The sequence below is a fragment of the Nonomuraea sp. NPDC049625 genome (assembly GCF_040675285.1).
Classification (GTDB): Bacteria; Actinomycetota; Actinomycetes; order Streptosporangiales; family Streptosporangiaceae; genus Nonomuraea; species Nonomuraea angiospora_A.
Genome location: NZ_JBFAOQ010000015.1, coordinates 301,547 through 326,420 on the forward strand (window position 1 = coordinate 301,547; position 24,874 = coordinate 326,420).

Annotated in this window: 23 protein-coding genes; 10 read left to right on the top strand and 13 right to left on the bottom strand. The window is 71.8% G+C overall.

Annotated features, from left to right (window positions below):
• Positions 1 to 25 precede the first annotated feature (25 nt).
• The 7 genes from AB0J87_RS47520 to pqqA all read right to left on the bottom strand — a co-directional run bounded on the left by AB0J87_RS47520 (position 26) and on the right by pqqA (position 6,344).
• The gene (locus AB0J87_RS47520) at positions 26 to 2,896 is read right to left on the bottom strand and encodes a BTAD domain-containing putative transcriptional regulator (protein WP_363978290.1); all 2,871 of its coding nucleotides are present in this window, start codon (positions 2,894 to 2,896) and stop codon (positions 26 to 28) included.
• Between the two features lie 38 nt (positions 2,897 to 2,934).
• On the bottom strand, positions 2,935 to 3,321 hold the full coding sequence (locus AB0J87_RS47525; RefSeq protein WP_363978293.1) for a hypothetical protein: 387 nt from the start codon (positions 3,319 to 3,321) through the stop codon (positions 2,935 to 2,937).
• Between the two features lie 95 nt (positions 3,322 to 3,416).
• The gene (gene pqqE, locus AB0J87_RS47530; RefSeq protein ID WP_363978296.1) at positions 3,417 to 4,466 is read right to left on the bottom strand and encodes a pyrroloquinoline quinone biosynthesis protein PqqE; all 1,050 of its coding nucleotides are present in this window, start codon (positions 4,464 to 4,466) and stop codon (positions 3,417 to 3,419) included.
• Positions 4,463 to 4,702 carry a pyrroloquinoline quinone biosynthesis peptide chaperone PqqD gene (gene pqqD / locus AB0J87_RS47535; RefSeq protein WP_363978299.1) on the bottom strand — a complete coding sequence of 80 codons (240 nt, stop codon included), beginning with the start codon at positions 4,700 to 4,702 and terminating at the stop codon, positions 4,463 to 4,465. The genes pqqE and pqqD overlap by 4 nt, the downstream gene beginning before the upstream one ends.
• The gene (gene pqqC / locus AB0J87_RS47540; RefSeq protein ID WP_355193948.1) at positions 4,699 to 5,370 is read right to left on the bottom strand and encodes a pyrroloquinoline-quinone synthase PqqC; all 672 of its coding nucleotides are present in this window, start codon (positions 5,368 to 5,370) and stop codon (positions 4,699 to 4,701) included. The genes pqqD and pqqC overlap by 4 nt, the downstream gene beginning before the upstream one ends.
• On the bottom strand, positions 5,367 to 6,176 hold the full coding sequence (locus AB0J87_RS47545; RefSeq protein ID WP_363978303.1) for an MBL fold metallo-hydrolase: 810 nt from the start codon (positions 6,174 to 6,176) through the stop codon (positions 5,367 to 5,369). Before AB0J87_RS47545 ends, pqqC begins: the two co-directional genes overlap by 4 nt.
• A 12-nt stretch (positions 6,177 to 6,188) precedes the next feature.
• Entirely contained in the window at positions 6,189 to 6,344 is a 156-nt protein-coding gene (gene pqqA, locus AB0J87_RS47550; protein ID WP_225963807.1) for a pyrroloquinoline quinone precursor peptide PqqA, read from the bottom strand.
• 305 nt (positions 6,345 to 6,649) lie between these two features.
• Between pqqA and AB0J87_RS47555 the strand changes: the two genes are divergently transcribed.
• Complete coding sequence (locus tag AB0J87_RS47555; protein WP_363978306.1) at positions 6,650 to 7,705, top strand: Glu/Leu/Phe/Val dehydrogenase dimerization domain-containing protein; 1,056 nt, start codon at positions 6,650 to 6,652, stop codon at positions 7,703 to 7,705.
• Positions 7,706 to 7,743: 38 nt separating this feature from the next.
• On the opposite strand, the gene AB0J87_RS47560 is transcribed toward AB0J87_RS47555, so the two are convergent.
• From AB0J87_RS47560 to AB0J87_RS47570, 3 genes are all read right to left on the bottom strand, one after another.
• Positions 7,744 to 8,727 (bottom strand): aldo/keto reductase, encoded by a 984-nt coding sequence (locus AB0J87_RS47560; RefSeq protein WP_363978309.1) that lies wholly within the window; start codon positions 8,725 to 8,727, stop codon positions 7,744 to 7,746.
• Between the two features lie 63 nt (positions 8,728 to 8,790).
• On the bottom strand, positions 8,791 to 9,450 hold the full coding sequence (locus AB0J87_RS47565; protein WP_363978312.1) for a response regulator transcription factor: 660 nt from the start codon (positions 9,448 to 9,450) through the stop codon (positions 8,791 to 8,793).
• Positions 9,447 to 11,483, bottom strand: coding sequence for a histidine kinase (locus AB0J87_RS47570; protein ID WP_363978315.1), 2,037 nt, complete (start codon positions 11,481 to 11,483; stop codon positions 9,447 to 9,449). The genes AB0J87_RS47565 and AB0J87_RS47570 overlap by 4 nt, the downstream gene beginning before the upstream one ends.
• A 168-nt stretch (positions 11,484 to 11,651) precedes the next feature.
• Between AB0J87_RS47570 and AB0J87_RS47575 the strand changes: the two genes are divergently transcribed.
• Complete coding sequence (locus tag AB0J87_RS47575) at positions 11,652 to 12,038, top strand: hypothetical protein (protein ID WP_363978318.1); 387 nt, start codon at positions 11,652 to 11,654, stop codon at positions 12,036 to 12,038.
• 65 nt (positions 12,039 to 12,103) lie between these two features.
• On the opposite strand, the gene AB0J87_RS47580 is transcribed toward AB0J87_RS47575, so the two are convergent.
• Positions 12,104 to 12,769, bottom strand: coding sequence for a sensor domain-containing protein (locus AB0J87_RS47580; RefSeq protein ID WP_355193961.1), 666 nt, complete (start codon positions 12,767 to 12,769; stop codon positions 12,104 to 12,106).
• 133 nt (positions 12,770 to 12,902) lie between these two features.
• On the opposite strand from AB0J87_RS47580, the gene AB0J87_RS47585 reads away from it, so the two are divergent.
• From AB0J87_RS47585 to AB0J87_RS47600, 4 genes are all read left to right on the top strand, one after another.
• Positions 12,903 to 14,324 (top strand): hypothetical protein, encoded by a 1,422-nt coding sequence (locus AB0J87_RS47585; RefSeq protein ID WP_363978321.1) that lies wholly within the window; start codon positions 12,903 to 12,905, stop codon positions 14,322 to 14,324.
• 164 nt (positions 14,325 to 14,488) lie between these two features.
• Entirely contained in the window at positions 14,489 to 16,264 is a 1,776-nt protein-coding gene (locus AB0J87_RS47590; protein ID WP_363978324.1) for an ABC transporter ATP-binding protein, read from the top strand.
• Between the two features lie 71 nt (positions 16,265 to 16,335).
• Positions 16,336 to 18,180 carry a hypothetical protein gene (locus AB0J87_RS47595; RefSeq protein ID WP_363978327.1) on the top strand — a complete coding sequence of 615 codons (1,845 nt, stop codon included), beginning with the start codon at positions 16,336 to 16,338 and terminating at the stop codon, positions 18,178 to 18,180.
• Between the two features lie 75 nt (positions 18,181 to 18,255).
• Positions 18,256 to 19,395 carry an alpha/beta hydrolase gene (locus AB0J87_RS47600; RefSeq protein ID WP_363978329.1) on the top strand — a complete coding sequence of 380 codons (1,140 nt, stop codon included), beginning with the start codon at positions 18,256 to 18,258 and terminating at the stop codon, positions 19,393 to 19,395.
• Between the two features lie 57 nt (positions 19,396 to 19,452).
• On the opposite strand, the gene AB0J87_RS47605 is transcribed toward AB0J87_RS47600, so the two are convergent.
• Together AB0J87_RS47605 and AB0J87_RS47610 are read right to left on the bottom strand one after the other, a co-directional pair.
• Positions 19,453 to 19,659 (bottom strand): cold-shock protein, encoded by a 207-nt coding sequence (locus tag AB0J87_RS47605; RefSeq protein WP_192788611.1) that lies wholly within the window; start codon positions 19,657 to 19,659, stop codon positions 19,453 to 19,455.
• Positions 19,660 to 19,829: 170 nt separating this feature from the next.
• A complete protein-coding gene (locus AB0J87_RS47610; RefSeq protein ID WP_363978332.1) occupies positions 19,830 to 20,447 on the bottom strand; it encodes a TetR family transcriptional regulator in 618 nt (205 codons plus the stop codon).
• 59 nt (positions 20,448 to 20,506) lie between these two features.
• Between AB0J87_RS47610 and AB0J87_RS47615 the strand changes: the two genes are divergently transcribed.
• The 4 genes from AB0J87_RS47615 to AB0J87_RS47630 all read left to right on the top strand — a co-directional run bounded on the left by AB0J87_RS47615 (position 20,507) and on the right by AB0J87_RS47630 (position 24,854).
• Complete coding sequence (locus AB0J87_RS47615) at positions 20,507 to 21,661, top strand: FAD-dependent monooxygenase (RefSeq protein ID WP_363978335.1); 1,155 nt, start codon at positions 20,507 to 20,509, stop codon at positions 21,659 to 21,661.
• A 217-nt stretch (positions 21,662 to 21,878) separates the two neighbouring features.
• Positions 21,879 to 23,114: an extracellular solute-binding protein gene (locus AB0J87_RS47620; RefSeq protein WP_363978338.1), complete on the top strand. Its 1,236-nt coding sequence runs from the start codon at positions 21,879 to 21,881 to the stop codon at positions 23,112 to 23,114.
• Position 23,115: 1 nt separating this feature from the next.
• Positions 23,116 to 24,048, top strand: a complete 933-nt coding sequence (locus AB0J87_RS47625) for a sugar ABC transporter permease (protein WP_355193977.1) — start codon at positions 23,116 to 23,118, stop codon at positions 24,046 to 24,048.
• The gene (locus AB0J87_RS47630) at positions 24,045 to 24,854 is read left to right on the top strand and encodes a carbohydrate ABC transporter permease (RefSeq protein WP_350723315.1); all 810 of its coding nucleotides are present in this window, start codon (positions 24,045 to 24,047) and stop codon (positions 24,852 to 24,854) included. The genes AB0J87_RS47625 and AB0J87_RS47630 overlap by 4 nt, the downstream gene beginning before the upstream one ends.
• The last annotated feature ends 20 nt before the right edge of the window (positions 24,855 to 24,874 follow it).

The window sequence follows — 24,874 nt, forward strand, 5'->3', positions numbered from 1 at the left end:
CCCTGCCCATGGGCTGAGGCACCGCTCACGGCGACCGGCGGCCCTGCCCATGGGCTGATCCGCCGTCGAGTTTGGCGGTGAGGGCCGCCCTGGCCTCGGTCCGGGAGTCGTAGAGGCGTTCCAGGGCGGCCCGCCAGCTCGACCTGGCCGCGCCGGGATCACCGGCGGCATCCAAGGCGTCGCCGAGCCGCTCCAGCACCAGAGCGTCGTGGTCACGACCGTGCCAGCTCTGGCCGTCGCCCAGCGCCAGGGACCTGCGGTAGTTGTCGATCGCCGCACGGTGCTCTCCCAGGAGGTGATGCGCCCAGCCGATGGTGTAGAGGACGAAGCTCTGGCCGACCACGTTGGTCTGCAGCTTCAGCGACCGCCGGCTGTACGCCAGGCCCGCGCGCGGCTCGCCCAGCCGGATCAGCACCCAACCCACCGCGTTCAGGGCACCGGCCTCCTCGAACGGGGTCGCTCCCTCCTGGCGGGACAACACGAGGCAGCGCCGCGCGTGGCGCAGCGCCTCCTGGTAACGGCCCTGCCGGTCGTGCAGGCGGGTCAGTTCGAGATGGGCGACGGACTGGCCCTTCACGTCCCCCAGCTCGGTGAACAGGCTCAAAGCACGCCGGTAGGCGTCGTGCGCCTCGCCGGGCAGCCCGGCACGCGTGCACGCCGACGCCAGGGCGTGCAGGGCGTGGGCGTGCATGCGCGGGTCACCGAGCCGCTCCGTGGCCCGCACCGCGGTCCGCGCCAGCGCCAGCACCCGCTCCGCGGGGCGCATCAGGATCAGGTACGTATGCGCCGACCAGGCCAGATGCGCGACGTGGTGGTCGAGCCCGAGCCGGGCGGCGTGCTCGACGGTGGCGAGGACGGCATCCTCCTCGGCGCCGAACCAGGCCAGCGCCCGGACCGTGTCGTCGATCGGGTCCGGGGTGACGCCGTCCTGCGGCTCGGGGAAGGGAATCGTGTTCTGGCCCGGTTTGATCAGCTCCGAGCAGCGGTGCGCCGTACGGAGGTAGTGGTCCAGCAGCCGGTGCAGTGCGGCGCTGACATCGTGATCCGCCTCCTCCTCGGCCGCCGTCTCGGCGGCGTACGCGCGGATCAGGTCGTGGAACGTGAAGCGGCCCGGCACGTGCTCGGTGAGCAGGTGGGCGGCGGTGAGCTCCAGCAGCGGCGGGCGCACGCCGGAAAGGCTCAGGCCGGCCAGGCCGGCCGCGGCCGACGCGCTGATGTCGGGCCCCGGCGCGGTGCCGAGCAGCCGGAACAGCCGGGCCGCCGCCGGGGTGAGCGCGCGGTAGGACCAGGAGAACACCGCCTGCGGGGCCGCCGTCGCGTCGAAGCCGGTGAAGCCGTCCAGGTTGCCGCGCGCCTGGCGCAGCTCGGTCGCGATGGACGCCAGCGTGAAGGACGGGTGGGTCAGAGCGCGGGCGGCGACGGCGACCAGCGCGAGCGGCAGCCCGCCGCACAGGGACAGGATCTGGGCGGTCGCGTCCGGCTCCGCCTCCACCCGCGCCGCGCCCAGCCGGGCACGCAGCAGGTCGGCGGCCTCGCGGGCCGGCAGCGGCTCCAGGACCAGCGGGTGGGCGCCGGCGAGCCCGTCGAGCCGGTTGCGGCTGGTCACGATGACGAGGCAGCCGGGGGACGCGGGCAGCAGCGGGCGTACCTGCCGGGCGTCCCGGGCGTTGTCCAGCAGCAGGAGCATCCGCCGTCCGGCGACGCGGTCGCGGAACAGCGCGGCCCGCGCCTCCACGTCGACCGGGATCTCCTCCGCGGCCACGCCGAGGCCGGCCAGCAGCGTGTCCAGTGCCTCACCGGCGCTCATCGCCTGGTCGCTGGGGTGGAAGCCGCGCAGGTTCAGGAACAGCTGCCCGTCGGCGTAGTGGTGGGCGACCTGATGCGCCCAGCGCACGGCCAGGGTGGTCTTGCCGATGCCGCCCATGCCGTAGATGACCCTGACCTGCGCGGCGTCCGGCCCGGCGTGGTCCTCCTCCGGGGCCGGCAGCTGTGCCAGCTCCGCGTGGCGCCCCTCGAAGACCGGCGGATCGGCGGGCAGCTGGGCGGGCCTGGCCACGCTCGCCCACGCCCCGGGCTGGGCGGGTCCGGTCATGCTCAGCCGCGCTGCGGGCCCGGTCATGCTTGCCCGCGCCCCTGGCTGGGCGGCTGGACGGCGCAGCACGTCCTCTCCCGCGGCCGTCAGCTCCGGCCCCGGGTCGATGCCCAGATCCTCGGCCAGCCGGGCGCGGACCTGGAGATAGTGGTCGCGGGCCGCGCTCCGGCGGCCGGTCGCGGCCAGCAGCTGAACCAGCCGGGCCTGCAGCAGCTCGTCCAGCGGCTCCCGCTCGGCCGCCGCCCGTACGGCCGGCAGCAGCGGCGCGGGCCTGCCGACGGCCAGCGCGTAGTTGGCGGCCACGCCCACCGTCGCCGCGTACTCCCGGTCCAGGGCGACGAACACGGGCCGGGCTCGGACCGCGGGCGGGATCCCGGCGGCCACGGCCCCCTGCCACAACCCCAGCGCCCGCACGTAGTGGTCCACCGCTTCGGCGGGCCGATCCTCGGCGGCGGCCGCGCGGGCCCGCGCCACCTGCTCCCGGAACAGGAGAAGGTCCGCGCCGGCCGCGTCCACGGCGAGCCGGTAACCGCCCGCCGCGGGCAGCAGCCACCGGCCCGCCTCCCGCGCCGGCAGCCCCGGCTCCAGCGCCCGGCGCAGCCTTCCCACGTTCCGATGCAGCACGTTGAGCGCGGTGGGCGGCGGGTCCTGCCCCCACAGGCCGTCGACCAGGTCATCGACGCCGACGGGCTGTCCCGCGGCGGCCAGCAGCAGGGCCAGGAAGGCACGCTGCTGCGGCCCGCCCAGCCGGACCTCGCGCTCCTCCCGCAGCACGCGCACCGGGCCCAGCAGCGTGAACCACATCCGCTCGGTCAGGAGAGGTCACCGCCTTTCTCCGCCTATCAGGTGCAGATCGCGTTGACCTTGTCCAGAGCGGCCTTCATGTTGGTCCGCACCTCCTGCAGTTCGGCCAGGGCCGCGTCCTTGTCGGAGGGGTCGATCTGGGCGTTGGTGAAGGTGTCGGCCATGCCGTTCAGGGCCGTGGCGAGGTCGCCTTCGGCCTTCCCCGCGAGTTCCTTGACCTTGGCGCCGATGTCGGCGTTCAGCTTGTTCATGCTCGCGGCGTCGCCGGCCGCGGATTGCGCCTGCGTCGTGTAGTCCTCGTAGAGCTTGAACGTCTCGGTGCACACTTCGGCGTTCCCGCCGCCACCGCAGGCACTCGCGGACCCGGAGAGGGCGATGCAGGCCGCGGCGGCGGCGAGACCTCGGCGGAGAGGGGTGCGGAACATGGTTGCCTTCCTCGGTCGGCGGCAAAGGCGAATGACGCCGACCGTAGGACGCGGTCGTCTACCGCGGATTGACGCCGCGCATACGCGGAGGGCTCCTAGCGCGCCGGCCGCCTGTAGGTGAACGTGCCCTCCGCCGTCAGCTCCGTGACGAGGTGGTGGTCGGGGGAGAGCCCGCAGGCCGGATCGGTACGGCTCGCGTCGCCGGTCAGCGCGTACGCCTGGCAGCGGCAGCCGCCGAAGTCGAGCGTCTTGCGCGGGCAGCTCGCGCACGGCTCGCGCATCCAGCCGGTGCCCCGGTAGGCGTTGAAGGCGGGCGAGTGCTCCCAGATCCAGCCGAGCGAGTGATCGCGGGCGCTGGGGAGGTCCAGCGGCAGGTCGTACGCCGCCGGGCAGGGCAGCACGCGGCCGTCGGGAGCGACGGTGATCGAGATCGCGCCCCAGCCGCCCATGCAGGGTTTGGGCACGCCGTCGAAGTAGTCAGGGATCACCCAGATCAGCTCAACATCCGTCTTTTCCCGATATTTCTGGACTACGGCCTCGGCGCGGGCGAGCTGCTCCCTGGTCGGCAGCAGCGCGGACCTGTTGAGCAGCCCCCACCCGTAGAACTGGGTGTTGGCCAGCTCGATGCGCTCCACGCCCCACGCCAGCCCGAGCTCGATGATCTCGCCGACGGCGTCCAGGTTGGCCCGGTGCAGGACCACGTTGAGCCCGAGTGGCAGGCCGCTCGCGACCACCGCCGCGGCGGCCCGTTCCTTCTTCGCGAACGACGCGACCCCGGCGATCCGGTCCGACTCCGGCGCCGTGGCCGACTGGACCGACAGCTGCACGCTGCGCAACCCCGCCGCCGCGAGCTCGCCCGTCCTGCGCTCGCTCAGCCCGACGCCGCTGGTGACCAGCTGCGTGTAGACGCCCGCGTGGTCGGCCGCCGCCACGATCTCCGCCAGGTCGGGTCTCAGCAGCGGCTCGCCGCCGGACAGATGCGCGTGCACGACGCCCAGCGCCGCCGCCTCGCCGAATATCCGCCGCCACTCGCCGGTGTCCAGCTCGCTCGACCTGGCCGCCAGCTCGGTCGGGTTCGAGCAGTACGGGCAGCGCAGCGGGCACGCGTGCGTGAGCTCGGCCAGCATGGCCCAGGGGGCGCTCACCGGAGCCAGCCCTCGGCCCGGACCCGTTCGAGGAACTCCACGACGTCGGGCTCCGCGCCCTCGGGCAGCTCGGCGACGATGTCCGCCACGGTCCGCGCGCCGTCGCACAGGGCGACGATGGCCGCGGCCTCCGCGTTGAGCACGACGATCCGCTCGGGCACGATCAGCAGGTCCGCCCCGCGTACGGGGTCGTGGCGCAGCATGGCCGAGCGGGACAGCACCGGGCGCCAGGTCATCGGTACGCCCCGTCCACGGCGTCGAGCAAGGACCACAGGAGGTCGCACTTGTAGGCGAGCGCCGCGACGGCCTTCTCCTGATCGGCGCGCGTCCGCGCCCAGTCGAGCACCAGGGTCAGAGCCTCGCCGCTGTCCTGGCGGCCCTGGGAGACGCGTACCTGGAAATATCGCAGTCCGTCCGGGTCTATCCACTGGTAGTGCCGTTCGAAGGCGGCGATCCTCGTACGCATGAGGTCCGGGGCGAACAGCTCGGTCAGCGACGCCGCGACGGCCTCCAGCGCGGAGCCGTTGCGGCACAGGTTCACGTAGCCGTCGACGGCCAGCCGCACGCCGGGCAGCACGCCCTCGCCCGACAGCAGCAGCGACCGCTCCAGCCCCGCCGCCTCGCCCAGGCGCAGCCACCGCTCGATGCCGCCCTCGCCGGGCGCGGCGCCGTCGTGGTCCTGGATCCTGCGCAACCACATCCTGCGCAGCTCGGGCGTGGTCAGCTTGGCCAGGACGAACGCGTCCTTGACCGGGATGTGCCGCTGGTAGTGGAAGCGGTTGAGTATCCAGCCCCGCAGCTCGTCCCGGGTCAGCTCACCCGCGTGCATGCGCTGGTTGAACGGGTGCAGGTGGTGGTAACGCTTCTCCGGTACGGCCCGCAGCTCGGCCTCGAAGCCGTTCAAAGGTCGATCACCATCCCGTCGGCGGCCACCTCGATCCCCAGCTCGGCGAGCACCTCGTGCTGCTCGGCCGCCGGGTCCACGAGGGGGTTGGTGTTGTTGAGGTGGGTGTACAGGCGGCGGCCGGGCAGCTTGGAGAGCCGTTCCATGGTCGCCTCGATCGGCAGGTGGCCCATCTGGGTGGCGGTCCTGGCAGAGATCCCGGTACGGCGGGGCTCCTCGTCGTCCCAGAACGTGCCGTCCACGATCACGCACGCGGCCTGCCGGAACGCCTCGTCCAGCTCGTCCGGCCACACCCCCATGGCGGGGGCGTACACCAGCAGCCCGAGGCGCAGCGCCGACACCCAGCCCGCGGCTTCGGGGGAGCCGGCGGCATACCGGGGACGCTTGCCCGACACCGGGATGGTGGCGGCGTCGGCCCAGGTCAGCTGGAGGTAGGGGCGCAGGAGCTCGGCGAAGGGGTGCAGCGCGTGCCGTACGACCGGGGTGGAACGCACCTCCAGCGCGTCGGCCTCCCTGAGCCTGAGCAGGCCGATCGTGTGGTCGAGCTCGGCGTCGGTGAGGATCACGCCCTTCAGCGGCGACTCGCGGGGGCCCGGCCCCGGGCGCAGCCACGCGCACGACTCGATCTGCTCGGCGATGTCGGGCGTGGCGTTGACCACGTAAGCGCCGTCGTCGAGCTGGACGGCCAGGCTGGCGTGACGTCGGCGGCGGCCCGGATGGGCGCGCGCCCCGGAGCAGCCGGGGCACGCGCAGTTCCACTGGGGCACGCCGCCACCGGCCGCGGTGCCGAGCACCTGCAGTCGCATGGCGGCGCCCGGTTACCGGGTGGCCAGGAAGTACGCGGTCATCTCCATCGATGCCTCGACGACCTGGTAGTCGGGCTTGTGCCAGGTCGTCTCCTCGCCGCGGGTCCGGACCTTCTTCTCGTGGATCCTGCGAGGCTGCTTCTTGCCCTGCTCTTTCGGCTGGGACATATGCGTACCTGCCTTCCGTAGGGTGTTACAACCGATATGACCCTGTGAGATGGCGGACGTCAATGCCTTAGATCGGAGCTATATCGCCGATTTCCGGAAACTTTCCGGGCATGGGCGTGTCGGACGGGATCGTTCATCCGATGTCTCGCCATTCGGTCGGTGAAGCCGCCCGATCGCCAAACGAAGTTCGTCTCGTTCGCGCGGTCGCGCCGATTTCCGGCCGTTCGTTCGGGCCGAGGGGCCTGCGCGCCGGCGTATGGCGGACGCTTGAGCCCTGATGCCGCTCGACCGGAGGGACCGGAGCCGTGCCCGAACTCGACCACGAACATGTCGCCATCCGCACCGGCCCGCGCTCCGGGCTGCCGGTGATCGTCGCCGTCCACTCGACGGCGCTCGGCCAGGCGGTCGGCGGATGCCGCGTCTGGCGCTACGCCGACTGGCGCGACGGGCTCGCCGACGCGCTGCGCCTGTCGGCCGGCATGACCGCCAAGTGCGCCGTGGCCGGGCTGGCCAACGGCGGCGGCAAGACCGTCGTCGCCGTGCCCGAGGGCACCGAGCTGGATCCGGCGCTGCGCCGCAAGCTGCTGGAGGACGTGGCGGACGCCGTCGCGTCCCTGGACGGCACGTACGCGACCGGTCCGGACGTCGGGACGAGCCCCGAGGACATGGCGGTCATCGGCGAACGCACCGCCCACGTCTTCTGCCGGCCGGTGGAGCAGGGCGGCAGCGGCGACTCCTCACCGGCCACCGCGCTCGGCACGCTGGCGGCCCTGCGCGCCGTACGCCACCGCCTCCACGGCACCTCGGCCCTCAAGGGCGCGCGCGTGTCGCTGGTGGGACTCGGCAGCGTGGGCCTCCGCGTGGCCGGCCTGCTCGCCGAGGAGGGAGCCGAACTCCTGGTCAGCGACATCGACCCCGCCAAGCGGGCCCCGGCCCGCGAGCTCGGCGCGACCTGGACCTCGCCCGGGGAGGCCCTCACCGCCGAGGTCGACCTCCTCGTCCCGGCCGCGCTCGGCGGCATCCTCACCGGGGACGTCGTACCGGAGCTGCGCTGCGCCGCCATCGCCGGGCCCGCCAACAACCAGCTCGCCACCGAGCCCGTCGCCGACCTGCTGCACGAGCGCGGCATCGTCTGGGTGCCGGACTACGTCGTCAGCGCGGGCGGCGCCGTCAACGCGCTCGCCGTGGAACTGCGTCACGAGAGCCCCGAGGAGGCCCGCGTACGCGTCGAGGCCATCGAGCACACCGTCACCGAGCTGCTCCACGAGGCCGAACACCGGAACGTCACCCCCGCCCGGGCCGCGACGGACCTGGCCCGCCGCCGCCTCGACGCAGCCCGGGCGGGACGGCCCGTCGGATGAGCCCGTGCCGTGCGCCCTGAGCGATCGGCCGCCCGGGGTCACTGCCAGGCCAGCGAGCCCCGGGTCGCCCAGTAGGTCTCGGGATCCTCGGCCAGGGCGGCGAGCCGCTCGTCCAGGTCCGGGTCCCAGGCGATGCGGACCGCGGCGAGATTGCTGTGGAGCTGCTCCACCGACGCGGCCCCGCTCAGCACCACGCCGGCCCACGGCCTGGCCAGGATCGCGGCCAGGGCCAGAGCGTCCGGGGTGAGGCCGCGTTCCCGGGCGGCGCGGGCGAGCGCGTCCGGGGCGGCGTGGGCGGTCAGGCGGCCGTTGGCCACGCCCTCCTTGACGATCACCCCCAGCCCGGCGCGATGGGCCCGGTCCAGGGCCGGGCCGGCGGACGGTTCGAGCAGGTTCCAGGTCGCCTGGACCGTGTCGAACAGGCCGAGCCCGACCGCCCGGTCGATGGTGTCCGCCTGACGCGGCCCGGTCGTGGACAGGCCGACCGACACGCCGGAGGCGCGCAGCTCGCGCAGCCCGGCGAGGACGTCCCGGTCGTCGAGCACGCCGCTCTCCAGGGTGGCCGAGTGGATCTGGTACAGCGACAGGTGCTCGCCCAGCAGCTCCCGCGTCTCGTCGAGCTGCCGTCGCAACTGCCCGGCGGACAGCTCTTTCACCTCGTGCCGGTCGGCCTGCATCCGCCAGTCGCCGACGTAGGCGTACCCCCACTTCGACCCCACGGTCACCGCCCCGGGCGCGATGGCGCGCTCGCGCAGCCAGCCGCCTAGGAACTCCTCCGCCCGGCCGTAGGAGCGGGCCACGTCGAAGTACCGCACCCCGGCCGCCAGCGCCGCGTCCAGGACCGCCCAGCTCCGGGCCCGCATCGCGCCGACGCTGCGATCATCGCCGAGGTCCTCCTCCCGGCCGAGCGTGATGTACGCCGGCCGGCCCAGCGCGGCCAGCCCGATCCCCACGGGTGTCACCCGCAGCCCCGTGCGGCCCAGCTCACGCACACCCATCCCGTCCCAGCTCTCCGCAGTCATGCCGCCAGTTGACCACACACGCCGGGATCGGCTGCCGACGGGCCGCCGGTCCGTACGGGATGATCAGCCGCCCGTGCCCAGGCCCGCGTCCCTGGCCCGGGCGACGGCTTCGGCGCGGTCGGCGACCTGCAGCTTGGTGAAGACGTTGGACACGTGGTTGCGGACCGTCTTGTCCGACAGGAACAGCCGCTTGGCGATGGCGGCGTTCGTCAGCCCGCGGGCCACGAGATCGAGCACCTCGCGCTCGCGTTCGGTCAGCTCGGGGAACGGCATGGTCGCGGCCCGGCCGCCGGAGGCGAACCACGACAGCACCCGTCCCGCGATCGCCGCGCTGAAGACCACCTCGCCGCTGCCGACGGCCCGCAGCGCCCGCGCGATCTCCTGCCGGTCGGCGCCCTTGACGAGATAGCCGCGCGCGCCCGCCCGCATCGCCGCGAACACCGAGTCGTCGCCGTCCAGCATCGTCAGGACCAGCACCGCGATCTCCGGGCGGTGCCGGACGATCTCGCGGGTGGCGTCGATGCCGTTGAGCGCCGGGCCGCCGTCACGCGCGGGCAGGTTGAGGTCCATCACCACGATGTCCGGCGTCAGCTCGGCGGCGAGCCGGACGGCTTCGTGCCCGTCGGGCGCCTCCCCGACCACCTCGACGTCCGGCAGGGACTCCAGGGCGGTGATGAGTCCCTCCCGGTAGAGCGGATGGTCATCGACGACGAGCACCCTCACGCGGGCACCTCCTCGGTCAGCTCGATCTCGCCTCGCGTGTGCAGCGGCAGGCGGGCCTCGACGCGGGTTCCGGCGCCGCCGGTCCCGGCGCCGATGGTCAGGTCACCGCCGAGTTCGCGCGCCCTGGCCCGCATGGACGCCACCCCCATGCCCGGCACCGGCGCCGTCGGCATGCCGCGGCCGTCGTCCTCGACCACGACCCGCAGGTCGTCCGCCTCGCGCCGCAGCTCGACCCGGGCCGTGGCCGCGCCCGCGTGGCGGGTGGTGTTGGTCAGGGCCTCGGCCACCATGCGGTACGCGGCGACCTCGACGGCGGCCGGCGCCGGCTCCAGGGGTTCGGCGATCTCGACGTCGATCCGCAGGCGCGCGCCGGCGAACCGGCCGGCCAGCTCGCGCACGGCCGACGGCAGGCCGAGATCGTCGAGGGCGGGCGGGCGCAGGCCGTGCACGATCCCGCGGACGTCGTCCACCGCCCCGCGCAGCCGCGGGACCACCTTGTCCAGCAGCCGCGTCGCCGCCGCCCGGTCCTCGCCGATCAGGTCGCGGGCGGTCTCGGCCTGCAGCGCCGCCGCGGCCAGCAGGGGGCCGAAGCCGTCGTGCAGCTCCCGGTAGAGCCGACGCCGCTCTTCCTCCCGCGCGGTGACGAGCTGCTTGCGCGAGCGCACCAGGTCCCGTGTCAGGGAGACCGTGTGCACGGCCACCCCGGCGGACGCGGCGAGCGAGGCCAGCAGCCTGCGCTCGGCCCGGCTCAGCCCGTCGGCGCGGTGGCCGACCAGCATGGTGCCGACGTCGGCACCGCCGTAACGCAGGGGCAGGCGTTCGGTCTCCGCCACGGGGCTCCCGTGCGCGACGCGCTCGCCGTCGGCCAGCTCGATCGCCACGTACGGCAGGCGCATCGTCGAGGCCACCGTGCGGGTCATCTCGGGCAGCAGCTCGGCGCCGACCACGTCCGCGTCGCGGGCGGCGTCCAGGCGCCGGGCGATGCCGGCCAGCACCGCGTACGGGTCCTCGCGCTGGCCGTGCACCAGCCGGTTCACCCGGCCCCGCAGCAGGCCCTCCAGCGGGCGGCCGGCCAGCGCCACCACCGCCACGGCGACCAGCGGCGCGCCGGTCGAGCGCCCGAGCAGGCCGCTCAGGACGTCCACCAGCGCGGTGTAACCGACCAGGGCGCACAGCAGGAGCAGGGTGTAGCGCAGCGACCGGCTGACGACCACGTCGACGTCCCACAGCCCGTACCGCATGGCCGCCACCAGGCACCCGAGCGGCAGCGGCAGCATCGCCGCCGCGGTCACCACCGGGCCGAGCGGGAACCCCAGCCCGAACAGCACCACCGTGGCCGCGAACCCGAGCCCGATCCACTTGAGCTGCTGCCGCTGCGACAGGCCGCCCTCGCTCCATCGGAGCCACAGGCACACGAGCGCGAACGCCAGCGCGGCCGCCGGAACCGCGTTCACCGCCAGCCCCAGCCACGGCGGCAGCCGGTCCACGCCGACGGGATTGCGCAGGTAGGTGCCGATCAGGCTGGGCGCGTCCACGGTGTAGCCGGTCCTCGCCGCGTCCACGCTCGCCGCCAGCACGCCGGCCGCCGCCAGCCACATCGCCGGTCGCCAGCCGCGCCCCAGCAGCCGCCCGTCGGGCAGCAGCAGCGGCAGCACCAGGGCGATGAGGGCGAACCCGGTGCGCCACGTCCAGTTTCCGACCCACAGCGCGGCCTCGGCGCCCGGCAGCGGGTGCCCGATCGCCAGCGCGTGCACGGCGTACTGGGGGCCGGCGAAGCTGATCGCCTGGAGGAGACCGATCGCCAGCAGCAGCCAGCCGATGACGAGCCGCGGGCGCGCGCCGGCGAGCCAGGCGCCCATCAGGCCGTACGAGCAGGCGGCCGTCGCGCTCATCGGCCACCACGCCATGAGATCGGGGTTGCCGGGCGTCTGCCCGTCGGCGACGTGCAGCACGATGCCGGCCGCGGTGAGGCCCAGCGTGAGGGCCGCGCCGGCGGCGGCGCCCGCCTTGGCCTGCCTGTCGCGTGGTGACACGGCGCCATTGTGCCCGCCGCGCGTGCGCAGGTCACGGGACAGGATGTCCCGACTGTCACGTCCCGCCCGGCCGGGACCGGACGTCCCGTCGCGATCATGACCGTGGCCTCGTGAAACGCGGACGGCCGGGCGCCCATGGTTGCTCCATCGACACACGGAGGAATCACCATGAACCGCCCCGTCCCAGCCCTGGTCGCCCTGCTGCTCGTCATGGACGTCACGGGCGCCCTGATCTCCATCGGCACCGGCCTCAGCCCGACCCTGCTCGACGCGCTCGGCTCCGAGGCGCGCCTGTCCGCGCCGCTCCCCATGATGATCGTCCAGGCCGTCCTGGCCTTCGGGACCACCCGCAGCCACCGCGGCGTGGCCGCGGTCTCCGCCGGGTTGCTCGCGGTCGCGGGCGTTCTCGCGTTCGTCTCCGGCTTCTACGACGGCGGTTACGACGACCCGCGGCTCACCGTATCCCTGCGGCTCTTCCAGGTCGCCCTCGTCGGGGCGCACCTGGCGATGGGGGTCTTCAGCGGCGTACGCGTGGTCCAGGTGCTGCGCGCCTGACCTGTCCGGAAAATGACGATGGCCGCCTCTGCCCGGCTCACGCGGGCAGAGGCGGCCATGGTGGGTCATCGGGCGATCACCCAGGAGGGCTCGCGGGTCGCGGCGGGCTCCGGGTGGACGGCGCGGGTGAGCATGGTCTGCGCCACGCTCGCCTTGAGGAGGGCGGCCATCCGGACCACCGGCACCAGCGTCAGCGCGAACAGGGCGCCGACCGCCGTGGTGACGAGCACGAACGTCGTGGGGGTGGGGGCGAGTCCCAGCCACTCGGGCAGGCCGTTCTCGAGGGCGCCGGGGATCCGGGCGATGGTCCAGCCGTAGATGGGGAAGGTGAGGCCGGCGATGGCCCCGGCCCACCACACGGCGCTGAGGACGAAGGCGGCCAGCGCGAACGGCAGCGCGACGATCCCGTGCAGCAGGTCCATCATCGCCTGCCCGCTGGTCAGCGGGTTCATCACGCGGCGGAACCAGCCCGCGCCCTCGGGGACGGGGGTGTACGCCGGGCGGGCGACGGGGTGGCCGAGCACGTCGGGGAGCGCGACGCGTTCGAGGTCGGCGAGGTGCTTGGCCGCGGCGGCCGTCGCGGCCAGCACCGGCAGGCCGACGAAGGCGACCGCGCTGCCCAGGCCCGCCGAGACACCGATGACGGTGGTGGCGAAGGAGGCGACGGAGAGCGGGAGGCCGAGCAGGGTGTAGCGGGTGTCGGTGGCGAGGCGGCGCTGGAGGGTTCTCATGGGAAAGACGCTACGAGCCGGGACCATGACGCATCGACCCTGCGCACGGGCGTGTCCATGGTAGGGACAGCCCTACCTGAACGGCCTCGGCAGCAGTATTGTCGGGAAAGATCTTCGACGTGATGATCAGAGCATGCTCCGATCACGAACCGTCCTGTCCGCGCTCGCCCTCGCCGCGTCCGCGCTGCTGATCAGCGGACCCGCCGAGGCGCAGGCGGACCCGCCGTTACCCTCGGCGATCTTCCGCGCCACGCACAACAGCTACTCGGGCAACGTCGCCGGCGCCAAGAACTCGATCGCCTACCAGCTCGACCACGGCATCCGCTTCATCGAACTCGACATACACGACAACGGCTACGCCACCTCGAACGACTACTCCATCGGCCACGACTCCCCGGGCAACCAGGTCGACCACTCTGGCAACCCCGCCTCCAACCTCCTGCGTGACTGGCTCAAGGTGATCAACACCTGGTCCGCGCAGCATCCCACCGCCGCCCCGATCGTCGTCGCCCTCGACATCAAGGACGACCTGACCGACAACACCTCGTACGCGGCCGGCAACCTGGCGGCGCTCAACCAGGAGTTCGTCTCCGTCTTCGGCTCGCGGCTGCTCTGGGCCAAGGACTACCCGGCGACCCCGCCGACGGTGGACGCGTTGCGCGGCCGGGTGCTGCCCCTGATCTCCGGCAACGGGACGACCCGCACCCAGTACAAGCGCGACGTCGGCTCCAACCCGGCCGTCGCCATCAACGGCCGCGGCCAGGTCGTGGAGGTGCACGACTCGGGTGCGGGCGCGCTCTGGTACTGGTCCGGCACGTACGGCCCCGACGGCCGCGTGACCTGGCTGCGCCACGGCAAGTACGACAACGGCGTGACGCCGGCCGTCGCCCTCAACGACAACGGCGACCTGGTCGAGGTCCACCAGTCCCAGACCGCGACCACGCTGTGGTACCGCGTGGGCCGCCTCGGCGCCGACGGCGAGATCACCTGGTCGGCCAGCCACAAGTACGACGACGGCGTCCTGCCGACGATCAGGTTCACCGATCCGGCGGGCACTCAGCTGCGCGAGATCCACCGCAGCCAGAGCAGCAGCCAGAACTGGGACTGGGACGGCGTGCTCGACGCCGGCGCGATGACGGTCTCGTGGAGCGGCAACGCCAAGACCTCCGACGCCCGCTACGACAAGACCACCTCGGCCAGCGGCACCTCTCGCGTGCGCGTGTGGACCGGCGCCGACGGCCCGACCCCGTCGCAGACCCTGCGCATCGACACCGACAGGTACACCGGCGACCGCATCCGCTACCAGCAGGTCGCCTTCGACGAGTTCCAGCAGGGCGACAGCGCGGAGCTCCAGCAGGGCGCGCTGTTCTACGCCGCGCCCGCCACGCAGTCCTCGTTCATCACCGCGGCACGGCAGGCAGGACGGCTCGTACGGGGCTGGGACTTCGACTCGACCGGCGACGCGACCAGCCCGCTCGCCAACTACCCGGCGACCAACCACCCGTACGACACCTGGTATCAGGACCTTCTCTCCCAATCCGGCGCAATCCAGTAAGCCCGCGTCGTACGAGGGGGCGGCGGCCGGAAAATCGTTCGCTCCCTCGTACCCCCGGACGGCAGCATTTAGCGGGGCGGTGTCTGCATTCGGGAGGGCGGATGGCTGTGCTCGGAACACTTCAGGATTCCCCAGGCAATCCATCTGCGCGGAGGTCGGCGATCATGCTGGCACTGCGCTACTACTGCGGTGAGCTGATCCGACAGCGGTGGGTCGCGGTGCCCGCGCTCACCCTGCCGGCGCTGGGCAACATCTGCCTGTCCTACCTGGCGCCGCTGGCGGTGGCCGGGCTGGTGGGGCAGCTGGCCGGGGGCGGGGACGGCACCGTCGCCACGCTCCTGCCGTACGTGCTCGCCTTCGGCGCGCTGCTGCTGGCGGGCGAGGTGCTGTGGCGGATCGGGCTGCACTTCCTCAACCGCACGGACGCCCGGGGCATCGAACGGCTCGGCGTGGTGGGCATGGAGGAGCTGCTGACCAAGGACGCCGCGTTCTTCCACAACAACTTCGCCGGCTCGCTGACCAAGCGGGTGCTGGGATTCTCCTCCCGGTTCGAGGATTTCGCCGACACGCTCACCTTCTCGATCATGGCCAAGCTGATGCCGCTGGCCTTCGCCTCGGTGGTGCTGTGGCAGTATCACCCGCTGCTGGTCCTCGTTCTCATCGGTCTCATCGTCGTCACCGGCGTGCTCGTCGCCCCGTTGATCCGCCGTCGCCAGGCGCTGGTCGACGAGCGCGAGGCCGCCAGGGTGCTGGTGTCGGGCCACGTCGCCGACGTGCTGGCCAACATGGAGACGGTCCGCGCGTTCGCCGCCGAAGACCGCGAAGCCACCGAGCACCGGGCCAGGATCGCCGAGCAGCAGCGGCTGGCGCTGCGGTCCTGGGACTACGGCAACCTGCGGGTGGACACGGTCGTCGCCCCGATCTCGGTCCTCACCAGTGCCGTCGGCCTGCTCCTCGCCGTGGTGCTGCGGGGCGGTCTGGGCGTCGAGGCCATCGTGGTGACGTTCTCCTACTACACGAGCGCGATCAGCATCATGTTCGAGTTCAACCAGATCTACCGGCGGATCGAGAGCGTGCTCACCGAGGCCGCCCAGTTCACCGAACTCCTCCTCGTGCCGCCGACCGTGCTGGACTCCGCCGACCCGCAGCCGTTGCGCCCGGCCGACTCGAGCGTCCGCTTCGAGCGGGTGAGGTTCGCGCACGAGGGTGCCGCGCCCCTGTTCGAGGGCCTGGACCTGGACGTCCCCAGCGGCACCAAGATCGGGCTGGTCGGCCAGTCCGGCGGCGGCAAGACCACCCTCACCCGGCTGCTGCTGCGCCTCATGGACGTCGACGCGGGCCGGATCCTGATAGGCGGCCAGGACATCTCCCGGCTGCGCCAGGCCGACCTGCGCAGCCTCATCGCGTACGTCCCCCAGGAACCCGCCATGTTCCACCGGTCGGTGCGTGACAACATCGCGTTCGCCCGGCCGGGCGCCACCGACGCCGAGATCCTCGCGGCGGCGCGGGCGGCGCACGTCACGGAGTTCGCCGAGTCCCTGCCGGACGGCTTCGACACCCTGGTCGGCGAGCGCGGCGTCAAGCTCTCCGGCGGCCAGCGGCAGCGCCTCGCGCTCGCGCGCGCCATCCTGCGCGACGCCCCGATCCTGCTGCTGGACGAGGCCACCAGCGCTCTCGACTCCGAGAGCGAGATCCTCGTCCAGGAAGCCCTGTGGCACCTGATGCGCGACCGCACCGCGCTCGTGGTCGCCCACCGCCTGAGCACCGTCGTCCGGATGGACCGGCTGGTCGTGCTCAACCGGGGATGCATCGTGGAGCAGGGCTCCCACGCCGAGCTGCTGCAGACCCAAGGCCCGTACGCCCGGCTCTGGCGGCACCAGTCCGGCGGCTTCCTGATGGACGACGACAGCCCCATCGTCGCCGAGGCGGTGGTTGAGTAGGGGATACTCATGCGATCCCGGCCTGTCGTGCCCCATCGTTGGAACGGTGCAATCGACATCGAGGAGATCCCATGATCAGGGACGGACGCTACGAGGGGCAGAGCGGCGGCATCTCGGTCACGCTGCGGGTGGACGCGGACGGCTCGGGGGTGATCAGCGCGGACGTGTTCCAGGTCGCGGCGGACGGCCGGAAGGCGTACCTGGCGTCGGCGCGCACCGCGCCCGGCACCAAGGTCGCGCTCGACGACGGCAAGTGGCCGGCGATCTGGCAGGCCGGTCCCACCAATAAGACGACGGGGTCGCTGGCCCTGGCGCAGAGCGACGGCGTGTCGGTGACGTTCGTCCTCGACGCCCCGCTGAACGGGTTGCCGACCCAGACCGAGGTGGTCGTCCCCGTCGAGCACAAGGACGACGCGCTGCGCGAGCTGGGACTGGAGATCGAGCTGGAGCAGAACGTCCCGGCGCCGAGCCCGGTGATCTTCCAGGGCGTGGAGCGCACGATCAACGGCTGCCTGCGGGGCGCCGGGTTCGCGATCAAGGACGTCGGGCGGCAGAGCCCCATCCCCGCCGGGATCGCCGGAGCCTGGGACGACTCGCTGCTCTACACCATGCTGAGCGATCTCATGCTCATCACGGGCGACGCGTCGCTGCGCGCCAGGGCGTGGGAGCTGCATCTGCTCCTGCTGTCCCGGGCGGCCATCCCCGGGCAGGCCGGCGTGATGTTCGACGCCGAAGGGCTGCTCCAGCGGCAGGGCGCGGCGGTCTTCACCGCCGGCTTCCAGGGGGCGACCAGGGATCAGAAGATCATCAGGACCATCGTGCACGAGCTCGGGCACGCGCTCAACCTCGCGCACCGCTTCGAGCGCGTGGTCGGCCGGGCCGACTCGACCTCCTTCATGAACTACGACTGGCGATACCTGGGCGGCGGCCACGAGCAGGACTACTGGCGGGAGTTCGCGTTCACCTTCGACGCCGACGAGCTGACATTTCTTCGGCACGGGCCGTTGACGGCGCTGATCCCCGGGGGTGAGCCCTTCCACTCCGTTCGCTACTGGGCCGACGGGGGCGGCGGGCACTCGCCGTACGCGCCGGAGATCCCGTTCGACGGCTACCGGCTGACGCTCGCCGCGCCCGAGTCCGGGCCGGTCTTCGCCTTCGGCCAGCCCGTGTTCCTCAAGGTCACCCTGGAGAACCGCACGGCGGCGGATCTGGAGGTGGAGCGCTGGGTGCTCGACCCGAAGGCCGGGCCGCTGGAGATCCTGGTACGCCGCCGCAGCGATCCGCCGGCGGACGTGACCGCGTTCACCCCGATCGCCCAGCGGTGCATGGCCGCCATGGACTCCACCGCGAAGCTCACCATCCCGCCCAGCGGGGCGATCAGCAACAACGTCAACCTCACCTTCGGCTCGGCCGGCTTCACCTTCGCCGAACCCGGCGAATACGACATCACGCCGGTCCTCGGCATCCCCGCCCGCGACCCGGCGGGGGAGCCCGTGCAGTGGGTGGTCACCGGCGAGCCGCTGCGCGTCCGCATCACACCCCCGCAGGGCGTGGCGGAGGAGCGCGACGCCGAGGTGCTGCACGCGGCGGAGACGGGCGCGTGGTTCGCCCTCGGCGGCAGCGACGCCCTCGCCTCGGCGGGCGAGGCGCTGGCCGGGGTACGCGAGCGCCGCCAGGCCGAGACCGGGAGCCACGACCCGGTCGTGGCGGCGATCGTCCGGACCGCCGCGCTCGACGCCGCCCGCCCGTCGATCCGGTTCCAGGACAACGAGTACGTCCGCCGCGACGGCGACCCCGAGCAGGCCGCCCGGCTGCTGGCCGGTCTGGACGCCCGGGCGCTGCGCACCTTCGACCCGTACACCGCGCAGCAGACCGTCGCCCTCGCCGCCCAGTACCGGAGCGCCGCCGGCGACTAGGTTGACGAAAGTAAGGGAGCGAACGGGCCTTTCGGGAGTGTCGGCGACAGAGGCGTCATTTCTACGCTCCTGCCCATGATGAGATCCCGTCTTGCGCTCGCAATCGTCGCTCTGCTGGGCGCCGTGTTTCCGGCTTCCGCGGCCGCCGCCTCCGCGGAAGCCTTCTCCATTCCCCGCCCCACCGGGCAGTACGCGGTCGGTCGCGACACCCTGCACCTCGTCGACAGGAAGCGTCCCGACCCGTGGGTGCCCACCGCGGACGGGCGGGAGCTGATGGTGTCGATGTACTACCCCGCCTCCACCGGCGGCGGCCCCGCCCCGTACATGACCGTCGACGAGGCCCGGCTCCTGCTCAAGGGGCTGAAGCTCGACACCAGGTTCAAGGCCGAGCAGCTCGCCGGCGTGCGCGTGAACGCCCGCGCCGGCGCCCGCCCGATCGGCGGCAGGCATCCCTTGGTGCTGCTCTCGCCGGGCTTCACGCTCAACCGCGCCACCCTGACGACACTCGCCGAGGAGCTGGCGTCCAAGGGGTACGTCGTCGCGCTCGTGGACCACGCCTACGAGTCGTACGGGACCGCCTTCCCCGGCGGCCGTACCCTGACCTGCGTCGCCTGCGAGGCGATCGAGCGGGCCCCCTCCGACGAGGCGGAAAAGAAGCTGATGGCCAAGGCCGCCGAGGGCCGAGGCGCCGACCTCTCCTTCGTGGTCGGCGAGCTGACCCACTGGAAGCGCTGGAAGATGATCGACCCGGGGCGGATCGGAGCCGCCGGGCACTCCCTGGGCGGCAACGCCGCCGCTGCCGTCATGGCCGCCGACCGCCGCATCCGCGCGGGGGTGGACATGGACGGCACGTTCTTCGCGCCGGTACCGCAGTCCGGCCTCGGTAAGCGGCCTTTCCTCATGCTCGGCACCAAGGCCCAGCACTCGCCCGACAGCGTCGACACGAGCTGGCCGCTGGCCTGGCAGCGGCTGGACGGCTGGAAGCGCTGGCTGACGGTCGCCGACTCCGGGCACTTCACCTTCATCGACCTGACGATCATCGGCGGGCAGGCGGGAGTCGTGGACCCCTCCGCCCCGCTCTCGGGCGAACGATCGGGCGAGATCACCACGGCCTATGTGGGCGCCTTCTTCGACCAGCACCTACGCGGCAGGCACCAGCCGCTGCTGGACGGCCCGTCCGCGGCGAATCCCGAGGTGGCCTTCCAGAATCCCTGACGAAAACGGGCCCGCACCCATGAGGGTGCGGGCCCGTTCTCGACGTGCGCTGTTGCGTCAGGCCGAGACGATGTTCTCCGCCTGCGGGCCCTTCTGGCCCTGGACGATGTCGAAGGACACCTTCTGGCCCTCGGTCAGCTCGCGGTAGCCGCCGTTGGACACGATGTTCGAGTAGTGCGCGAAGACGTCGGCGCCGCCGCCGTCCTGCGCGATGAAGCCGAAGCCCTTTTCAGAGTTGAACCACTTCACGGTTCCGGTAGCCATGTAGATCTCCTTTAGATAAGTGCAGAAAACATGAGCCCATCCGGAATTGCCCGGCAAACAAAACGCGCCCGAAGGTTGTATTCCGTCGGGCGCGCACTAAGTCGATGGGTACCGCAACTGCAACTCCCCCACCCTATCACACGCTTCCGGTGCAGCTGGATGAGACTTTCCTATTCACCGTCGCGTCCGAAAAGTTTTGCCGTGGATTGACCTTTTCGTGCCTGGACGTCCTCGATGCAGCCGTACACCATGACCTGCACCACATTCTGGACGACGTCCCTGCTGACGCTCCCCGGCGGCGCGCTGACCAGCGTGAACAGCGTACCGCCATAGAGCGCGATCAGGGCCGGGATCTTCTCGCGCGGGATGGTGAGGCCGAGCTGGTCGTGGTGCCCGGCGGTGACCAGCACCGCCGTGTCCTGCAGCCTCGCGAGCGCCGAGGCGAGCACCGGCCGGCGCGCGGCCTCCAGCTGCAGTTCGAAGATCGCCAGATAGCGGTCGCGCAGCGTGGTCGCCGCTGTGAGCAGCGATTCCGTCAGCAGGTCGACCAGGGTCGCCGGTTGCTCGACGGCCCGGTCGGTGTCGGCGTGGTGCAGCTCGACGATGCGCTCCGCGGCGGCCACCAGCAGGGCTTCCCGGCTGCGGAAGTAGTTGGAGGCCGTCCCCGGCGGGAGGCCCGCCGCCTTCTCCACCGCGCGGTGGGTCAGCCCGTGCGCACCCGACGACGCCAGCAACTCGATGGCCGCATCGGTCAGGGCTTGGCGACGGGCTGGATTCGTGGGCGGCATGCGGCCATGATACCAATGCCCGTACTAGTACGATCGTAGTGAATTGATGGGGAGGCCTCATGAGGGTCGTGGTGGTCGGCGCCGGGCTCGGAGGAGTGGCGGCCGCGGTGGGGCTGCACCGCCTGGGTCATGAGGTGACCCTCTTCGAACGGGGCGCCGAGCTCCGGGAGGCCGGCACCGGGATCGTGGTCATGCCCAACGGGCTTCGCGCGCTGGACGCGGTGGGGCTGGCCGACGACGTTCGCGGGCACGTCATGCACGCGACCCTCGGGGGATTGCGTGACTGGCGCGGACGGCCGCTGCTGATCACCGACCTGGCCCGGGCGCAGCAGGAGGTCGGGACGGCCGCCATCATCGACCGGGCGGAACTGCACCGGGCGCTGCGCGCCCCGCTGCCTCCCGGCCTGGTGCGCACCGCGACCCCCGTCGAGCGCCTGGAGCCCGATCCCGCCGGGGTGAGCGTGATCAGCGACGGGAACCCCGTCGCGAGAGCGGATGCCGTGGTCGCGGCCGACGGCATCGGCAGCAAGCTGCGCGCACAACTCTTCCCCGGTCACCCCGGGTTGCGGCGCACCGGCCGGATCGACCTGCGCGGCATGCTGCCCCGCCCTGCCGGCCTGGCCACGGACCTGCTCGCCAGCCAGCTGGTCGACCGCCGCAGCGGGGCGATGTTCGGCCTGTTCCCCGTCGGCGAGGACCGCCTCTACTGGTTCACCGACTCCGTCCTGCACGGCACGCCGCCGGACGCGTACGAGGCACGCCGGCAGATGCTCTCCCTCATGGCCGACTGGCACCCCCTCGTCACCGCGCTGATCGAGGCCACCCCAGCCGACGACATCTACGTCGACCCGATCGCCCGCCTGGCCGAACCCCTGCCCTCGTACGCGGCCGGCCGGATCGCCTTCCTCGGCGACGCCGCGCACGCCATGCCACCGGATCTCGGCCAGGGTGCCAGCCAGGCCTTCGAGGACGCGGCCGCGCTGACCCGCCACCTGACCGGCGCCGAGCCGGCCGACGTCGCCGAGCGGCTCCTGCGCTACGACGCCGAGCGCAGGCCCAGCGCCAACCGCATCATGCGGGCGGCGTCCCGGCAGTCGCGGCTGACCTCCCAGACCGGTCTCGCCGCGTGGCTGCGCGACACGCTGCTCCGGGCCGTCCCGTCCCGCCTGGCCACCCGGCAGCTCGCCGCCCTCTGGCACGCCCAGAAGGCTTGAGGTTCGTAACGTTACATGTCCGCATCGAGCCTGGCCAGACCCTCACTTGGACGGGCCTGGCCTGTTGCGCGATCGGTAACGCACTCTTGACAGGCTGCGATCTGTGTCGATACATGTTTTATCGATACAACCCCCAAGCGGGCGCAGCTGTCCAGGCGTCCGCGGACGACGATCCGACGTGCCCGACCCCCCGGTATGAGTGCCAAAGAGGTGCGCGATGTCCCTGCTCAGAAGCTCAACAGCGATCCTGGCGGCTGCCGTTCTGGCCCTGACCGGATGCGGCTCGGGAGGAGGAGGCGGAGGCGGCGGGAAGACCAAGCTGACGTTCTTCTCCTGGGACAACGAGCAGTCGATGAAACCGATCATCGAGGCCTTCGAGAAGCAGAATCCCACCATCGACGTCGAGTTCTCCACGGCCCCGCCGGTGGCCGAGTACATCTCCACGCTGCAGACCCGGCTCGTCTCGGGCACCGGCGCCGACGTGTTCGCGATCGCGGCCGAGAACAAGACCAACCTCATCCAGGGCGGCTTCGTCAAAGATCTGACCGGCAAGCCGTACATGGCGAACATGTCGAAGTTCAACACCGCCACCTACTCCCGGGACGGCAAGGCGTACGGGATGTCGATCTCGTCGTGGTCCGCCGGCATCCTCTACAACAAGGACCTCCTCGCCAAGGCGGGCGTCACCGAGTTCCCGACCAAGTGGGCCGACTTCGTCGCGCTGTGCCAGAAGCTCAAGGCGGCGGGCACGACGCCGTACTACGACTCGGTGACGGGCATGCCGCTCACCCTCGCGGCCCTGGTCGGCCATGAGAACGCGCGCCAGGGCGGCGACGTGGACGCGCAGATCTTCGCGGGCCAGAAGAAGTTCGGGGACCTGTGGCTCGGGCCGCTGACGAACTTCAACCAGCTGTTCACCAGCGGGGTCATGAGCAAGGACGTCGTGGGCCTGAGCGGCGAGCAGATCGTGGACGAGTTCGCCAACGGCCGCGTCGCGATGATCTCCGCGGGCCCGTGGAACGTGTCCACGCTGCGGGAGAAGGCGCCGAAGATGAACATGGCCTTCGTCGGCGTGCCGACGCCCGACGGCAAGCCGTTCTGGTCCGGCGCGGCCTCGCCCGGTTACGCCATCAACGCCAAGACCGAGCACGAGAAGGAGGCCGAGGCGTTCCTGACGTACCTCGGCAGCAAGGAAGGCGTGACGCTGTTCAACAAGCAGACGGCGGCCATGACGACCACGTCGGACGTCACGCCCGAGATCGACAAGGTGCTGGAGCCCAACCTCCAGGCGCTCAAGGACGGCACCTTCTACCTGCCGCAGATCGCCTGGCCACGGGCGCAGGACGCGCTCAACACCGAGGCGGTCGCGCAGCTCCAGCTGATGGTGCAGGGCCAGGAGCAGCCGGCCGACGTGGCCGCCGCGCTCGACAACCGGCTCAAGGGCCAGAGCTGACATGACGGCGTTCGGCACGAGGGCGCCCGCCGCGACAGGCGCCCTGTCCTGGCTGGTCTCGCCGAAGCGGCTGGAGGGGCTGCGGCTGCAGGCGTTCCTGGTGCCGATCGGGATCGTGTTCGCGGTGCTGTTCGCGATCCCGCTGGCGCAGTCGCTCTACTTCAGCGTGACCGACTTCAACGGCTACTCGACGGAGGTCAACTTCGTCGGGCTGGAGAACTACCGGAAGATCTTCGCCGACCCGGCCATGCTGGCCGGGCTGGGGTTCACGCTGCTGTACGCGATCGGCACCACGCTGATCATCACCCTGCTGGCGATCCCGCTGGCCGTGCTGCTCAACCGGCGCTTCTTCGGCCGGAGCGTGGTGCGGGCCGTCTTCTTCTTCCCCGCCATCCCCAGCATCGCGATCCTCGGCCTGGTGTGGGGGTTCATCCTGTCGCCGCTCGGGTCGGGCGCCATCAACAGCCTGCTCGGAGAGCTGGGCCCGGTGCCCTGGCTGTCCGACAGCACGCTCGCCCAGCTGTCGGTCATCATGGTCGCCGTCTGGTCGTCCACCGGCTGGCACGCCATCCTCTACCTGGCGTACCTGCAGTCGATCCCCGACGACTACTACGAGGCCGCGCGGGTGGACGGCGCCTCGCCGCGCCAGTCGTTCCTCTCCATCACGCTGCCGCTGCTCGCCCCGGCCGTCACCATCAGCTCGCTGCTGCTGATGACCGGCGGCCTGAAGGTCTACGACCTGCCCTACACCCTCACCAAGGGCGGCCCCGGCTACGCCACGTTCACCATCACCCAGTCGATCATCCAGAGCGGCATCGCGCAGGCCAAGTTCGGCCAGGCATCGGCGCTGGCAGTGGTCTTCATGCTGGTCGTCGGCGCGATCGTGGCCGTCCAACTGGTCCTGTCGAGCCGGCTCGAAGGGCGCCTGTCATGAGAAGGCCGCTGCTCAGCTTCGCGATGATCCTGGCCGCCGCCGTGGTCGGCGTGCCGTTCTACTACATCGTCGTCAACACCTTCAAGACGCAGGCGGAGACGTCGGCCTCACCGCTGGGCCTGCCGTCGGGCCTGTACCTCGACAACTACGCGCGGGTCTTCGAGAGCACGCCGATCCTGCAGTCCTTCCTCAACACGCTGTACGTCACCGCCGTCTCCATCGTGATCATGCTGATCATCGGGTCGATGGCGGCGTACGCGATGCTGCTGCGCAAGACGCTGCTCAACCGGGTGGCCGGCGCGCTGCTCGTGATCGCGTTCCTGGTGCCGGGGCAGGCCACGCTGATCCCGGTCTACCGCATCCTCGTGCAGCTGCGGCTGGTCGACAGCCTCGAAGGGCTCATCTTCCTGTACGCCGCCGGCTCGGTCTTCTGCTACTTCCTCATCCAGGGCTACCTGCGGTCACTGCCGATCTCGATCTTCGAGGCGGCACGCATCGACGGCGCGGGGCCGTGGCAGATCTACTGGCGGATCGTGCTGCCGCTCATCCGGCCCATCCTCATCACGGTCGGCGTGTTCCAGACCATGTGGATCTGGAACGACTTCATCACGCCGAACGTGTTCATCAGCTCGCCCGACAAGCAGACCCTGGTGCTGCAGGTCTACAAGGCCGTCGGGCAGTATTCGGTGGACTGGCCGGCGTTCATGACGCTCAGCGTGATCGTGCTGACTCCCGTCGTGATCTTCTTCATCGCGATGCAGCGGCACATCGTCAACGGGCTGCTGCGGGGGAGCGTCAAGGGTTGACGCGTGAGAGGATGCGGGCC